Source organism: Roseisolibacter agri (genome assembly GCF_030159095.1).
In the GTDB taxonomy this organism is placed as follows: domain Bacteria; phylum Gemmatimonadota; class Gemmatimonadetes; order Gemmatimonadales; family Gemmatimonadaceae; genus Roseisolibacter; species Roseisolibacter agri.
In genome coordinates this window covers 105,226-120,231 of record NZ_BRXS01000004.1, presented here as the reverse complement: position 1 = coordinate 120,231, position 15,006 = coordinate 105,226, and the positions used below count along the sequence as shown (strand labels likewise).

Here is a 15,006-nt window from a genome sequence, read left to right as displayed (position 1 = left end):
CCTCGCGTGTCCCCGCGTCCGTCCCGGTTGCTCTCGCCCCCGCTCGCCCTCGCGCGGGGCGTGCTGGTCGGCGCGGCGCTGATTGCCGTCCCCGCGGCGGCCGTGCAGACGCCGGCGGCGCCGGTGCCGGCCGTGGCGACGCGCGCGGCCGGCGGGCAGCAGCCGGCGGAGGCGGGTGAGCGGGCCGAGGTGCCGTGGCGCGTGGGCGAGCGCTCGCAGTACGAGGTGCGCTTCGGGAAGCTGAAGGTCGGCAACGGCTCGATCGAGGTCGTGCAGCTCGACAACGTCCGTGGCCGCGAGGCGTGGCACACCCGCTTCCGGGTGACCGGCGGCACCTTCTTCTACAAGGTGAACGACGTCCTCGAGAGCTGGTTCGACGCGCGGACCCTGGCGTCGCTGCGCTTCGTGAAGGACCAGGAGGAGGGGCGCAGCGACCGCGAGGTGCGCTACGAGATCTTCCCCGAGCGCACGGTCTACCGCGAGGCCGACGGCGAGGAGCAGCCCTCCGTGGCGCAGCCGCTGGACGACGGCTCCTTCCTCTTCTTCGTGCGCACGCTGCCGCTGAAGGTCGGCGACGTGTACGAGCTGCACCGCTACTTCAAGCCGGACCGGAACCCCGTGCGGATCCGCGTGCTGCGCCGCGAGAAGGTGAAGGTGCCGGCGGGGACGTTCGACGCGATCGTCGTGCAGCCGTCGTTCAAGACGAAGGGGATCTTCTCGGAGAACGGGAAGGCCGAGGTGTGGCTGTCGGACGACGAGCGGCGCGTGGTGCTGCAGATGAAGTCGTCGCTCTCGTTCGGGTCGCTGAACATGTACCTGAAGTCGCACGCCGCCGGGGGCGCCGAGGCGGCCGGCCGCTGACGGACGGGCGCGGCGAGCGCAGGCCAGAACGCACGCGGGGGGCGGAAGCCGATCTGGCTTCCGCCCCCCGCGTGCGTTCGTTTCGTGAGTCCTGGGCACCCCGCGTGCGGGGGAGCGGCGCGACCGGCGCGCCGCTCCCCCGCCGCGCTCAGACGTCGTTCCCGAAGCGCTCGCGCCAGCGGCGCGCGGTGTCCGGGCTGACGAGCCGGACGATGAAGTAGATCACGAAGCCGACGAGAGCGACCTTGAGGGCGAGCCAGGCGAGCCAGAGGAAGAGGCCGACGAGCGTGCCGAAGGCGCCGAAGACCAGCTTCAGGGCGATGACGCCGAGGACGGCGAAGAGGCCGATGGTGAAGACGGTACGCAGCATGGGGCGGGTCTCCGAGTGAGCCGGGTGGGGTGCTGGCGACTCTACGGCGCGGGCGGGGCGAGGGTTTCGCCCGGAACGGACGAGGTGCGGCGTCTCCAGCCGCGCGTACGCGCGGAGTACGCGCGGCGGGCCGGGGCGTTGCGCGTTCCGGTTATCTGGCGATGAACGGTTACGTCCGCTACCCCCCTGCTAGCCCGCCGCCTACCTTTCTCGCGCCGATCCCCTCTCGCGTTTCCTGTCGCGGGTGACCGGCCGTCCCCTGCCCCGCCCCACCGATGGCCGAGACGCTCTACCAGATCATGGGTCGCCACCGCGCGGAGCCGCTGCCCCAGCGGAAGCCGTCGTGGCTCAAGGTGAAGGCGCCCGGCGGCCCGAACTACCTCCGGCTCAAGCAGATGATGCGCGAGCTGGACCTGCACACGGTCTGCGAGGAAGCCCACTGCCCGAACGTCGGCGAGTGCTGGGAGCACGGCACCGCGACGTTCATGATCCTCGGCGACGTCTGCACGCGGAACTGCGCCTACTGCGCCGTCGCCCACGGCCGCCCGCCCAAGTTCGACCCCGCGGAGCCCGAGCGCGTGGCCGAGGCGTGCGCCCAGATGCAGCTGCGCCACGTCGTGCTGACCTCCGTCGACCGCGACGACCTCCCCGACTACGGGGCGTGGGCGTTCGCGGAGACCATCCGGCAGATCAAGGGCCGGCTCCCGGACGCGTCGGTCGAGGTGCTCGTCCCCGACTTCCAGGGGAAGGAGGACTCGATCCGCGCCGTGCTGGAGGCGGAGCCGGACATCTACAACCACAACACCGAGACCGTCCCGCGCCTGTACAAGAAGTGCCGCCCCGGCGGCCGGTACGCGCGCGTGATGGAGATCTTCCGCACCGCCAAGCGCCTCGCCCCGCACATCCCGACCAAGACGGGGATCATCCTCGGCATGGGCGAGACGAACGAGGAGGTCGTGCAGGTGATGAAGGACCTGCGCGCGGTGGACGTGGACATCCTCACCCTGGGCCAGTACCTGCGCCCGTCCGACGGGCACGTGGCGCTGGACCGCTACGTCACCCCCGCCGAGTTCCGCTGGTTCTACGAGATCGGCATGGCGCTCGGCTTCCGGCACGTCGAGAGCGGCCCGCTCGTGCGCTCCAGCTATCACGCGTGGGAGCAGGTGCAGGCCGCGGGCGTGTGACGCCGCCGCCTGCCCCCCGAGCGGGCATTCGCCCGTGAGGGGTCTCTGCGACCTCCCGACCACCTGCTGCTCCCGCTCCTCTCTCCCTTCCCCATGGCCACCAAGAAGAAGGCCGACGCGCGGCCCGCGGCCCCCGGGCAGAACGGCGCCACCGCCGTCGCCAACGGGCCCGCCGACGACGAGACGGCGCTGAACCGCGAGCTCCTGCGCTCGATGCTGCTGCAGCGCCGCTTCGAGGAGCGGTGCGCCGAGGCGTACGCCATCGGCAAGATCGGTGGCTTCTGCCACCTCTACATCGGGCAGGAGGCGGTCAGCACCGGCAGCCTCTCGCTGCTGCGCCCCGACGACTACGTCATCACGACGTACCGCGACCACGGCCAGGCGCTGGCGCGCGGCATGACGCCGCGCAGCGTGATGGCCGAGCTGTTCGGGCGCATCGACGGGTGCTCGCGCGGCAAGGGCGGGTCGATGCACATCTTCGACCGCAACACGAACTTCCTCGGCGGCCACGGGATCGTGGGCGGGCACGTGCCCATCGCGACCGGCGTCGGCTTCGCGATCAAGTACCGCGGCGGCGACCAGGTCATCGTCTGCTTCATGGGCGAGTCGGTCGTGAACACCGGCGCCTTCCACGAGGCGCTGAACATGGCGTCGCTGTGGAAGCTGCCGTGCGTGTTCCTGATCGAGAACAACCGCTACGGCATGGGCACGGCGCTGGAGCGCGCGAGCGCGATCCACGACATCCACGAGCGCGGCGCCGCGTACAACATGCACCGCGACTTCTGCGACGGGCAGGACATCTTCGCCGTGCGCAAGACGGTCGGCGAGGCGATCGAGCGCGCGCGCAAGGAGCAGCTGCCGACGCTCATCGACGTGCGCACGTACCGCTTCATGGGCCACTCGATGTCCGACGCGGTCAGCGGCACCTACCGCACCAAGGCGGAGCTGGACGAGTACCTGAAGCGCGACCCGATCGCGCTGCTGCGCGCGCACATGCAGGACGCCGGGCAGATCACGGACGACGAGGTGCACGCGCTCGACGACGAGATCAAGGCCATCGTGCAGGACTCGTGGGACTTCGCGGACGCGAGCCCGGAGCCGCCGCTCGAGGCGCTGTACGAGGACGTGTACGTCGACACCACCTCCTGACCCGCCGGACGCACTCATGCCAGTCATCACGTACCGCGACGCGCTGAACCAGGCGCTGCGCGAGGAGCTGCAGCGCGACGACCGCGTCTTCCTGATGGGCGAGGAGGTCGCCGTCTACAACGGCGCGTACAAGGTCTCGAAGGGCCTGCTGCAGGAGTTCGGCGAGATGCGCGTCGTCGACACGCCCATCACGGAGCTCGGCTTCGCGGGCGTCGGCGTCGGCGCCGCGATGGTGGGGCTGCGCCCCGTCATCGAGTTCATGACCTGGAACTTCGCCCTGCTGGCGATCGACCAGGTGGTGAACGTCGCCGCCAAGTCGCTCTACATGTCCGGCGGGCAGTTCAACTGCCCGATGGTGTTCCGCGGGCCCAACGGCGCCGCGCTGCAGCTCGCGGCGCAGCACTCGACCGCGTGGGAGAGCTGGCTCGCCCACATCCCGGGGCTCAAGGTCGTCGCGCCGGGCACGCCGTACGACGCGAAGGGGCTGCTCAAGGCCTCCATCCGCGACGACAACCCGGTGTGCTTCCTCGAGGGCGAGATGCTGTACAACACCAAGGGCGAGGTGCCCGAGGAGGAGTACGTCATCCCGCTCGGCAAGGCGGACCTGAAGCGCGAGGGGGACCACGTGTCGATCATCACGTGGGGGAAGATGGCGCTGGTGGCGATGCAGGCCGCCGACCAGCTGGCGAAGGAGGGGATCCGCGCCGACGTCGTCGACCTGCGGACGCTGCGCCCGATGGACACCGAGGCGATCTACGCCAGCGTGCGCAAGACGAACCGCTGCGTGGTCCTCGAGGAGGGCTGGGAGCTGGCCGGCGTCGGCGCGCAGGTGGTCGACAACGTGCAGCGCGACTGCTTCGACCACCTGGACGCGCCGGTGCTGCGCGTGCACCAGGAGGACGTCCCGATGCCCTACGCGAAGCAGCTGGAGCGCGCCGCGAAGCCGGACGTGCCGAAGACGATCGCGGCGGTGAAGAAGGTCATGTACCGCGACTGACGCGCCCTCCACACGACACGACCATGGCGACCAAGGTGATGATGGAGGCGCTCTCCCCGACGATGGAGGAGGGCCGCCTCGTGAAGTGGCTGAAGAACGAGGGCGACGCGGTGAAGTCGGGCGACACGCTCGCCGAGGTCGAGACCGACAAGGCGATCATGGAGCTCGTCGCGCGCGGCGACGGCGTGCTGCGCGCGCGCCTGCTGAACGAGGGCGACGGCGCGCCGATCGGCCAGCTGATCGGCGTCATCGCCGCGGCCGACGAGGACATCTCGTCGCTCACCGGCGGTGCCAAGGCGCCCGCCCCGGCCGCGCCTGCGAGCGCGCCGGCCGGCGCGCCGGCCGGCGGCGCGGTGCAGCTCTCGCCCGAGAGCATCGGCGCGGCCGCCAGCGGCCCGTCGTCGGTGCCGCAGACGCCCGCGCAGGCGCAGGGCGAGGCCTCGACGCCGCCGCAGGAGAAGGTGGACGGCGCGCACGCCCCGCGCACCGCGATGCCGAGCGTGGACGCGCACGAGAGCGAGCAGGCGCCGCACGCCGCGGACACCGGCGGGCGCGTGCTGTCGTCGCCGCTGGCGCGCCGCATGGCGAGCGAGCGCGGGCTGGAGCTGGACGGCATCCGCGGCTCGGGCCCGAACGGCCGCATCATCCGCAAGGACGTGGAGGCCGCGGCCAGCGCGCCGCGCCCCGCCGCGGCCGCGGAAGCGACGCCTGCGGCCGCCGCGCCGGCGCCAGCCGCGGCGCCCGCGCCGGCCGGCGCGCCGGGCGACTTCACCGACGTCCCGCTCACCAACATCCGCAAGACGATCGCGCGGCGCCTGTCGGAGAGCATCGGGCCGATCCCGACGTTCTACCTGACGGCGGAGTTCGACATGGAGAAGGCGGCCGAGCTGCGCACGCAGCTCGCCGCCATGGGCGACGAGTTCAAGGCGTCGTTCAACGACATCGTGATCAAGGCGACCGCCGTCGCGCTCTCGATGCACCCGGAGGTCAACGCGCACTGGCTCGGCGACCGGATCCGCACGTTCAGCCGCGTGCACGTCGGCATGGCCGTGGCCATCGACGAGGGGCTCATCACGCCGGTGATCTTCGACGCCGACAAGAAGCGCCTGGGCCAGATCTCCAAGGAGGCCAAGTCGCTCGCCGGGCGGGCGCGCGAGCGCAAGCTCAAGCCCGAGGAGTTCACCGGCTCGACGTTCTCGGTGTCGAACCTCGGCATGTTCGGCATCGACCAGTTCACCGCGATCATCAACCCGCCCGAGGCCGCGATCCTGGCCGTGGGCGGGATCGAGGAGAAGCCGGTCGTGGTGGACGGCGCGGTGCAGATCCGCCGCCGCATGCGCGTCACGATGAGCTGCGACCACCGCATCATCGACGGCGCGCTCGGCGCGAAGTTCCTGCAGACGCTGCGCCGGCTGATCGAGAACCCGCTGATGCTGCTGTAGTCCCGAGCGCAGCGAGGGACCTTGGGGGTTGCCCGTCACACGGCCGTCAGGCATTCGCTTGACGGCCGTGTTGCATGGGTCCATTCTCTCGACGGCCCCTCAGGAGACGACATGCGCACCGCCAGCCGCACCGCCAACCGCACCTCCCGTCCCATCCTCGCCGCCTGCCTCGCCGGCGGCCTCCTCTCGGTCGGCGTCGCGCACGAGGCGCGCGCGCAGCAGCCGGCGCCCGCCCCTGCACCGGCGCCCGCGCCCGGCACCACCGGCGACACGCTCGCGATCGCGGCCACCGAGCCGACCGAGGTGCCGCTCAAGCTCCGCGGCTTCTACGAGCGGCGCGCCTCCAAGCGCGGGCACTACATCGACCGGCAGCAGCTCGACGCGAGCACGGGCAAGCGGCTGAGCGAGGTGATCCGCGACCTGCCGGGCGTGCGCCTCATGCCGTCGTCCAACAGCTCGGTGACGGCGGTGCGCTTCCGCGGCTGCCAGCCGCTGGTCTGGGTCGATGCGGTGCGCAACGTCGGCGACGAGCTGGACGCCGCGATCGCGCTCGGCGACGTCGAGGCGATGGAGGTCTACATCGCACCGGGCACGGTGCCCGCGCAGTTCCGCGACATGCGCCAGCCGTGCGGCGCGGTCATCGTGTGGACGCGCTGACCTGACGCGCACGGCGTACGAACGAAGCGCCCCCCGGCCTGAGGCCGGGGGGCGCTTCGTTTCGTGCGATGGAGACGCGGGCGCTCAGCGCGCGCCGCAGCCCGCCACGTAGGTCGGAGCCGTCGTCGGGCTCTTGTCCCAGTACATCCGCGTCGCGAAGTCGTCGGCGCCCTGACGCGCGATCGCCGGATCGACGTTCGTCTTGTTCGTCAGGTTCTCCGTCGTGGAGTACTGGAAGCGGCGCGGCACCGTCGCGATGATCGCGGCCGGACCCGGCTTGATCGTCGCCGGCTGGCACGTGCGGCGCCACTCGGCCCACGCCTGCCCGCCGTCGGTGAACAGCGCCACCCACTTCTGCGTCGCGATCTGGCGCAGACCCGCGGCACCCGGCGTGTAGGCCACGCTCGGCTGCGCGATGAAGGCGTTGATCGCCGCCGCGTCGGTGATGCCCCACTGGTTCATCGAGGCGCGGATGCCGTCCTCGTAGAACGTCTTCGCGCTGCCCGTGATCCAGCCGCGCTCCGCCGCCTCGGCCTTCAGGAACGAGACCTCGGCGTAGGTGAGCAGGTAGGACGGGGTCGTGGAACCCGTGCCGCCCGTGACGCCGTACGTCGTCGACGCCGGGTACAGGATGAGGCCCGGACGCGACGTGTACGGCACGTGCGGCGCCGCCTCGGCGTGCGTCAGCGCGTTCGTCAGCCCCGCGTAGCACGGCGCGGACGCCGTGCAGTACTTCACGATCTTGTTCGACGTCGTGTCCTTGTCGGCGCGCTGGGCGAACACCGCGATGCGCGGGTCCGCGTTGTCGCGCAGCACCGTCATCAGCTTGTCCGAGATGCGATGGTCGTCGCGGCTCTGGAAGTTCACCGACCACGGGTTGCTGTTGGCGTTGACGCCGCCCGGCCAGACGATGCGCGCGTTGTCGGCGTTCGAGGCCAGGAGCCCGCCCGAGGCGGCCATCGCGGCCGCGAACTGCGTGCGGGCGGTCGCCGCGTCGACGTTCGCCAGGCGCATGGCGGCACGCGCCCGCAGCGAGTTGGCGAACTGGCGCCACCGCGTCGAGTTGCCCGAGTAGATCGGGTCCGCCGTGCCGAGCGTACGGCCGCCGGTGGGCGCCGCGGCCAGGTCCGTCGTGACCTTCTCGAGCGTCTTGAAGAAGTCGGCGTAGATCGCCTGCTGCGTGTCGTACGCGGGCGAGATGACCGACTCGGCGGAGTCGCCGGCGAGGGCCGCGCTGTACGGGATGTCGCCGTACGTGTCCGTGAGGTAGCCGAAGCTCCACACGCGCATCGCCATCGCGGGGCCGTAGATGCCCGGCTCCTTGAGCTCGAGGCCGACCTTCACGACCTCCGAGAAGTCCTTGAGCTCGTTCGTGTACGCGCCGTCGAAGAAGCCCGACGTGCTGTTGGCCGTGAGGCGGCGGTACTGGTCGCTCTCCGGGTACTGCACCTCGGCCAGGTGCTGCGCGACCAGCTCGGTCGCGCGCAGGCTGTAGTCGGAGCCCAGCCAGCGCACGGCCGCGTTGCGCACGGCGCTGGTGAACACCGGGCCGGACGGCGCGGTGGTCGGGCTGTTCGGATTGGTGTTGATCTCCGTCAGCTTGTCGGGGTCGCACGCCGTCGCCGCGAGGGCGAGGGCGGCGACGACGCCGGCGGTGATCCGCTTGGAAGCGAGCTTCGTCATGAGTTCTCCTGGGCCGCGGATCACGGCGTGACGCGGAGGCTGAAACCGATGCTCCGCGGGTTGGACGGGAGCGCGTACTCGACGCCCTGGAAGTTGCCCGTGTTGTAGGCGAACTCCGGGTCGACGTTCGGGACGTTCTTCCAGATCGCCAGGTTGCGGCCGGTGAGCGCGACGCTGATGCTCTGCGCGTTCAGGCGGCTGGCCAGGCGGTTCGGCAGGTCGAAGCCGACGCGGACCTCACGCAGGCGCGTGTAGCTGGCGTCGTAGATGTAGTACTCGAGCGAGCCGAAGAGCGACTGGTAGTACTCCTCCGCCGTGACCTTCGTCGTGTTCGGCGTGCCGTTCTCGTTGACGCCCTGCACCGTGATGCCCGGGTTGTCGAAGTCCACCTCGCGGCCCTTGAGGGAGCTCTGGAGGACGCCCGAGTAGTCGCCGATGTAGTTCGTGTAGCTCACCATCTTGCCGCCGCGGCGGATGTCGAGCAGCGCGTTGACGGTGAAGCCCTTCCACTGGAAGGTGTTGTTCCAGCCGCCGATCCAGTCGGCCTGGATGTTCCCGAACGTCGAGAGCGTGTCGTCGTGCACCGGCAGACCGCCGCTCGTGATGAGGCGGCCCTGCTCGTCGCGCGCGAGCGCGTAGGTGCGGATCACGCCGGCCGGCTCACCGAGGCGGTTCTCGACGGCGATGTCACCGAAGAGGCCCTGGCTGAGCGTGATCGAGGAGACGCCCTCGGTCAGCTCGTCGACGCGGTTGCGGTTGCGGCCGTAGTTGAACGTGCTGGTCCACGTCAGCCCGCCCTGCTGGCGGATCGGGATCACGGAGAGCAGCGCCTCGACGCCCTTGTTGCTCAGGCGGCCGGCGTTGATCGCCTTGCTCGTGAAGCCCGACGCGGGCGAGATCGTGACGTTGAAGATCTGGTTCTTCGTGTAGCGGTCGTACACGGTGCCGTCGAGCGTCACGCGGCCGTTGAGCAGGCCGAGCTCGAGACCGACCTCGTTCGAGCGCGTGATCTCGGGCTTCAGCTGCGCGTTCGCCAGCGTGTTGCCGAGCGAGTACTGCGGCAGCGTGCCGAACTTCACCGAGTTGCCCGTGAAGGTCGTCGCCAGCAGGTACGGGTTCGCGTCCGCGCCCACCTGCGCGATGCCGCCGCGGATCTTCGCGAACGACAGCCACTTGTTGTCCTTCAGCGCCGGCACGGCGTCCGTGAGGACGACGGACGTGTTCACCGAGGGATAGAAGTACGAGTTCTCGCCCTTCGGCAGCGTCGACGACCAGTCGTTGCGGGCGGTGCCCTCGACGGTCCACCAGCCGTCCCACGTGAAGGCGGCCGAGCCATACACGCCGTTCACCTGGCGGCGCGTCACCTCCTGCGCGAGCGTCGGGTCGACGGCCGTGTTGGAGATGTTGTAGATGCCCGAGACGAGCAGGCCGGTCGTCTGCTGCGACTTCTGGTTGAACTGCTCGCGGCGCAGGTTGCCGCCGAGCGTCGTCTGCACGTTCAGCTTGTCGAGGAACGTGCGGTCGGCCGTCAGGATCAGGTCCGAGTTGTTCTCGTTGCGGTAGTCATCGAACGAGAGGAACCCGCCCTGGTACGACTGGTTGACGTACGTGCCGTTGATGTAGCCCGGCGAGAAGTTCTGGTTGCCCTCGAGCCGGTAGATGTCCGAGCCGGTGCGCGCCAGGAGGCTGATGCCGTCGGCGATCTGGTACGTCGCGCTGACGGAGCCCTGGAAGCGGTCGCGGTTGTCGCGGCGCGGGTTCTCGTACTGGATCCAGTACGGGTTGTTGTGGTAGTTGTAGTTCCAGTTGTACTCGCGCGACGTCGGGCCGCCGTTGGCGCGGCCGGTCTGCGCGTAGTCCTTGAGCGCGCTCATGTCGACCTGGCGGCCGAACCAGAAGAACTGCTCGAGGATCGAGTTGCTGTAGCCCGTGCCGACGCGGTTGATGGCGCTGTTGCGGATGTACTGCAGCGTCGCCGTCGTCGCGATCCTCGGGTTCACCTGCAGGTTGCCGCTCAGCAGCGACGAGACCTTGCGGAACGCGTTGTTCGGGACGAAGCCCTTGATCTGGTCGGTGCCGAGCGAGAGGCGCGCGTTGGCGCGCTCGGTGCCGCCGCTGACGGCGAGCGTCGACGAGAACGTGCGGCCGGTCTCGAAGAACTGGTCGACGTTGTCCGGGTGCGCGACCCACGGCTGCTGCGGGCCGGTGAACTGGTCGATCAGGCGGCCGTCGAGCTTCGGGCCCCAGCTCTGGTCGCAGCCGTCGCAGGTGCCGCGGCCGGCGCCGTTCACGTAGCGGAACGCGCCGCCGGCGCCCTGGCCGTACTGGTTCTGCCACTCGGGGAGGATCGACGGCTTGTCGAACTGCAGGAACGAGTTGAACTCGGTCCGCATGCGGCCGTCGCTGGCGAGCCCCTTCTTCGTCGTGATGACGACGACGCCGTTCGAGGCGCGCGAGCCGTAGAGGGCCGCCGCGTTCGGGCCCTTCAGGATCGTCAGGCTCTCGATGTCGTCCGGGTTCAGATCGCTGATCGCGTTGCCGTAGTCGTAGCCGTTGCCGAGCGTGCCGCCGCGGCTGGCGTTCGACACCGGGATGCCGTCGACGACGAACAGCGGCTGGTTGTTGCCGGCGAGCGAGTTCTGGCCGCGGATGATGATGTTGGTCGAGCCGCCCGGGGTGCCGGCGCCCGTGATCTGCACGCCCGAGACCTTGCCCTGCAGCTGGTTGACCAGGTTCTGCGCCTTGGTCTGCGTCAGCTCGGTGTTCGTGACCTGCTGCTGCGCGGTGCCGAGCGTGCTCTTCTCGCGCTCGATGCCGAGCGCGGAGACGACGACGCCGGTCAGCTGCGCGGCCGCCTGCGTGAGCGTGAAGTTGGCGGTGATGCTGGGGCCCGTCACGGCGATCGACCGCGACTGCGACTGGAAGCCGATGCGGCGCGCCGTGACGACGACCGTCTGGCCGACGGCGCGTGCGGGGAGCGTCAGCGTGTAGCGGCCGTCGTCGCGCGTCGACGCACCGACGCTGTACGCGGGGACGAAGACCTGGGCGGCCGTGAGGGGCTCTCCGCCCTCGACGGTCACCCGGCCGGTGACGGTGATCGGCGCCTGCGCGTACACCGCCGCCGGCGCGCCGGCGAGAGCGGCGCTGGCGACCAGCGACCTGACCAGAGTGCGATGCATGTGAAGATGGGGTGGCTGCATCGTGGAATTGCGTGCGCGCCGCGGGCCAGGGCGGGCCGACGACGTGCTGGGGACCGAACGACCCGCGCGGGGCCGGCAGAACACCGGCATCGCGCGTCGCCGCGGGGAGGGGCCCGACGTCCGCCCGGCCGACATCGGCGGGGCGCGAGGCGCGGCACCATGGCTCCACGGCGAACGCAGCGGGCTGCTACGGGCGAACCCCGTTCGCCGGCGCGCGCCCCGACGGGGCGACACGCGCGAACGGAATGCGCTCAACGCTGCTGGACCCCGCTAAATAGTGCATCGTCACCTGTTCGTCACGTCTCGCCACAGATGAAGGCCGTTTCATCCCGCGCAACGCTCGGCTCGCCACGCGCCGGATCCGGTCCAGCGCGGGGTGGGACGTGGGGCGAGGCGTGGGGCGAGGCGTGGGGCGAGGCGTGGGGCGAGGCGTCAGCGGTCCCGCGAGCGGCGCGTCCAGAGCAGGACCACCCCGCAGCCGGCGTCGGGCGCCATGTACTCGAGCGGGATCGACGCGAGCGTGGTGTGCACCTCGATGCCGTAGAGCTCCGCCGGGCGGACCAGCGTCTCGAGCGGCTGCCCGGCGTCGGCGATCCAGCGGACGCCGTCCACGTAGATCGCGGCGCGGCAGGTGGCGTTCGTGAGCGGGCCGGTGAGCGCGCGTGGGATGGCGATCTGCGTCGCGCCGAACTGCGTGCCGGTGCCGTTCGGGACGAGCCGCACGCCCGGCACCATCGCCACGGCTTCCAGCGTCGACGTCGGCCGCCACCTCTCCAGGTCCGCGCGCGTCACGAAGTGCCCCGCGCCCGACGCCAGGCGCCGCTCGAAGCCCTCGGCCATCGCGGAGGCGCGGCGCGCGGTCACGCGCGTCGTCGCCAGCACCGTCGCGTCGGCACCGAGCGCCAGCGCCACGGGCGTGACGCGGCCGCCGGCCAGCACGACGCGCGTGCGCACGGGGCGGAAGCCGATCGCACGCGCCTCGACGTTGCGCACGCCCGGCGGCAGCCCGCGCAGCACGAAGCCACCGTCCTCGCGCGTGACCGCGGTGACGGTGGCCGCGCTGGCGTCGACCACGCGCACCTCGGCCCCGGCGACCGGCAGGCCGGCGGCGGTGCGCACGGTGCCGCGCAGCACGGCGTGCGTCGGCGCGGGCACGCTCTCCTCCGGCGCGCCGGTCTCCGGCGACGCGCCCGGGGCTCCAGCGGCCGGAAGCGGCACCAGCGCCAGCGCGACGACGCGCGTGCCGAAGGCGACCTCGGAGACGGCCACCGCGCCGTCGGCTCCCTGCGCGCGCAGCTGCAACGGCACGTCGGTCGGCACGCCGCAGAGGCGGAACGCGCCGTCGTGGCCCGTGCGGACCGCGACCTCGCGCGGCGCCTGGCGCACGCCGCCCTGCCCGATCGTCCACACGACCCAGCTCGCCGTGACGTCGGCGACCGCGCCCGGGGCGCCCGGTGGGGCGACGAGGCCGAGCAGCAGGCCGGTGTGCGTCTCGCCAGCCGCGGGACAGAGGGCCGCGTGCACCGCCGACGCGGCCGGCGTCGCGAGCCGCACCTCGGCGTGCGCGCCGGGCGTCACGTCGACCGTCGCGACCGGCGTCCCGATGCGCTGTGCGTCGAGCGCCGGATGCAGGAACGCGACGCGGTGCCGCCCGGGCGGAACCGAGTCGAAGCGGAAGCGGCCCGCCCGGTCGGTCCGCGCCGTCAGCGTCGTGCCGTCGAGCCAGACCTCGACGTCCGGCAGCGCGGCGTCGGTGAGCAGGCTGTCGTACACGACGCCGCCGAGCGTGCCTGGGCCGGTCGGCACAGCGGCCGGAGGCGACTGGGCGCCGAGCGGGGCCCAGGGAGCGACCATCGCCAGGACGGCGCGCGCCACGCGGAGTGCGCGGGAGATCGACACGTCGCGAAGATGCGCGCGGATGGGACGGAACGACAGCCGGCCGGCCCCAGAGCGGGACCGGCCGGCCGTCACCTCCACGTCAGTGCGTCGTCACGTCGCCGTGACGCCGCGGCAACTCACGGGCAGCCCGGCCCCTTGAGCGCCGCGTCACCGGTGCGGTCGCGGTAGATGCACTCGGCCTGCGGGACGACCTGCTGGCGCGCGACCGTGAAGCCCGTGCCGCCCAGGGGCAGCGAGGCCAGGCGGCCGAAGCGGCGCACGTCGATCCACCGGTGCCCCTCGAGCAGCAGGGACAGGCGGCGCTCGACGAGCAGCGCGTCCAGGAAGGCCGCGTCGTTGGCCGGCGCCGCATAGCGGCTGCCCGTGGCGCCGCCGGCGACCTGCGCGACCGTGTTCAGCGTCGTCAGCGCGCCCGTGCGATCGCCCGTGAACCACTGGGCCTCGGCCTTGAGGAGCCACAGCTCCTCGTTGTCGATGATCGGGATGGGCGTGCTGCTGGCCGGGTACTGCGCGAAGACGCGAGTGCTGGCGTCCGACCCCGCCTGCGAGCGGGACGGCGCCGTCGTGATCTTCGACAGGCGCGTGTCGTTCTGCGGCACCGACGCGTCGGTCGTGATGGACATGTGCGCGTAGATGTTCGTGCGCTCCGTCCACAGGAGGTTCACCTGGTCGCCAGCCGCCGACGAGAACGTGTTGAACACGCCCGTGTTCAGGTTGCTGCTGGAGAGCGTCGGGGTGATGAAGCTCTGCCCGAGCGCCGCCAGCGCGGCCGTGTAGCACGCCTGACCGCAGCCGAGCGAGCCGCGGTAGGCCTCGACGCGCGCCTTGAGGGCGCGGTTGAACTGCGCGAAGGTGGTCGGCGTCGTGAAGCCCGTGAAGCCGCCACCCGCCGTCGGCAGCGTGAACGGGAACGCCGACCCGCCGGCGCGCAGGTTCGTGAGGCCCGCGTCGAGCGTGTTGGTGATGTAGCGGAAGGCCGAGTCGCGCGAGACGAACGGCGCCACCGCCTGCGGGTCGGGCAGCACCTGCACGGCGATGCCGAGGTCGTGGCGCGTGTTGATGAGATAGAGGAGCTGGAGCGCCTCCATCGTCTGCGCGAACCCGCGCGCCGCCGCCGCCTGCTGCGTGCCGAGCGTCGCCGCGGAGGCGTCCACCGCCGTGTAGAAGTTGGCGATGTTGCGCAGGTTGCTGTAGCGGCCCGCCCAGTTGCCGGTGCCGAAGCTCGCGTTGTCGTTGTAGTCACGGAGGTAGCCCGTGACCCAGCGCGAGTCCTGCAGCTGGAAGAAGTACCCCTCGCGGCCGAAGATCGCGACGTCGCGGACGTAGTCGTCCGTGTTGTCGCGGTCCGTCGCGAGGATGCCCGTGGCCTGCAGCTGGAGGGCGCCGAGCGGGTTGGACCCGGCGGCCTCCGGCGTCACGCTGATCGGGTTGGCCGTGACGAGCTGCTTGTCGCTGCACGCGGCGAGGACGCCGCAGGCGAGCATCGCGCCGGCCCGGCGGGCCCACGCCGAGGCGCGCGGGCGCACGGCGCCCGTCGTGAGATTGGAGGTCATGTATGTCGCGC

At 71.5% G+C, this 15,006-nt stretch carries 10 protein-coding genes and 1 pseudogene; 6 read left to right on the top strand and 5 right to left on the bottom strand.

The window, feature by feature from the left end; all coding sequences use genetic code 11:
* Window positions 1–6 precede the first annotated feature (6 nt).
* Entirely contained in the window at window positions 7–861 is an 855-nt protein-coding gene (locus rosag_RS12655) for a DUF3108 domain-containing protein (RefSeq protein ID WP_284350511.1), read from the top strand.
* Between the two features lie 148 nt (window positions 862–1,009).
* On the opposite strand, the gene rosag_RS12650 is transcribed toward rosag_RS12655, so the two are convergent.
* The gene (locus rosag_RS12650) at window positions 1,010–1,231 is read right to left on the bottom strand and encodes a hypothetical protein (RefSeq protein ID WP_284350510.1); all 222 of its coding nucleotides are present in this window, start codon (window positions 1,229–1,231) and stop codon (window positions 1,010–1,012) included.
* A gap of 275 nt (window positions 1,232–1,506) precedes the next feature.
* On the opposite strand from rosag_RS12650, the gene lipA reads away from it, so the two are divergent.
* From lipA to rosag_RS12625, 5 genes and pseudogenes are all read left to right on the top strand, one after another.
* The gene (gene lipA, locus rosag_RS12645) at window positions 1,507–2,415 is read left to right on the top strand and encodes a lipoyl synthase (protein ID WP_284350509.1); all 909 of its coding nucleotides are present in this window, start codon (window positions 1,507–1,509) and stop codon (window positions 2,413–2,415) included.
* Between the two features lie 93 nt (window positions 2,416–2,508).
* Window positions 2,509–3,564 (top strand): pyruvate dehydrogenase (acetyl-transferring) E1 component subunit alpha, encoded by a 1,056-nt coding sequence (pdhA, locus tag rosag_RS12640; protein ID WP_284350508.1) that lies wholly within the window; start codon window positions 2,509–2,511, stop codon window positions 3,562–3,564.
* Window positions 3,554–4,561: pseudogene (locus tag rosag_RS12635) on the top strand (pyruvate dehydrogenase complex E1 component subunit beta); the annotation flags it as partial. The gene pdhA and the pseudogene rosag_RS12635, both read left to right, overlap by 11 nt.
* A 23-nt stretch (window positions 4,562–4,584) precedes the next feature.
* Window positions 4,585–6,003 (top strand): pyruvate dehydrogenase complex dihydrolipoamide acetyltransferase, encoded by a 1,419-nt coding sequence (locus rosag_RS12630; protein ID WP_284350507.1) that lies wholly within the window; start codon window positions 4,585–4,587, stop codon window positions 6,001–6,003.
* A 111-nt stretch (window positions 6,004–6,114) separates the two neighbouring features.
* Window positions 6,115–6,660 (top strand): TonB-dependent receptor plug domain-containing protein, encoded by a 546-nt coding sequence (locus rosag_RS12625; protein WP_284350506.1) that lies wholly within the window; start codon window positions 6,115–6,117, stop codon window positions 6,658–6,660.
* An 84-nt stretch (window positions 6,661–6,744) separates the two neighbouring features.
* On the opposite strand, the gene rosag_RS12620 is transcribed toward rosag_RS12625, so the two are convergent.
* The 4 genes from rosag_RS12620 to rosag_RS12605 form a co-directional block, all read right to left on the bottom strand.
* Window positions 6,745–8,343, bottom strand: coding sequence for a SusD/RagB family nutrient-binding outer membrane lipoprotein (locus rosag_RS12620; RefSeq protein ID WP_284350505.1), 1,599 nt, complete (start codon window positions 8,341–8,343; stop codon window positions 6,745–6,747).
* A gap of 20 nt (window positions 8,344–8,363) precedes the next feature.
* Window positions 8,364–11,522 (bottom strand): SusC/RagA family TonB-linked outer membrane protein, encoded by a 3,159-nt coding sequence (locus rosag_RS12615; protein ID WP_284350504.1) that lies wholly within the window; start codon window positions 11,520–11,522, stop codon window positions 8,364–8,366.
* A gap of 453 nt (window positions 11,523–11,975) precedes the next feature.
* Window positions 11,976–13,442 (bottom strand): carboxypeptidase-like regulatory domain-containing protein, encoded by a 1,467-nt coding sequence (locus tag rosag_RS12610; protein ID WP_284350503.1) that lies wholly within the window; start codon window positions 13,440–13,442, stop codon window positions 11,976–11,978.
* Window positions 13,443–13,558: 116 nt separating this feature from the next.
* Window positions 13,559–14,995, bottom strand: coding sequence for a RagB/SusD family nutrient uptake outer membrane protein (locus rosag_RS12605; RefSeq protein ID WP_284350502.1), 1,437 nt, complete (start codon window positions 14,993–14,995; stop codon window positions 13,559–13,561).
* Between the last annotated feature and the right edge of the window lie 11 nt (window positions 14,996–15,006).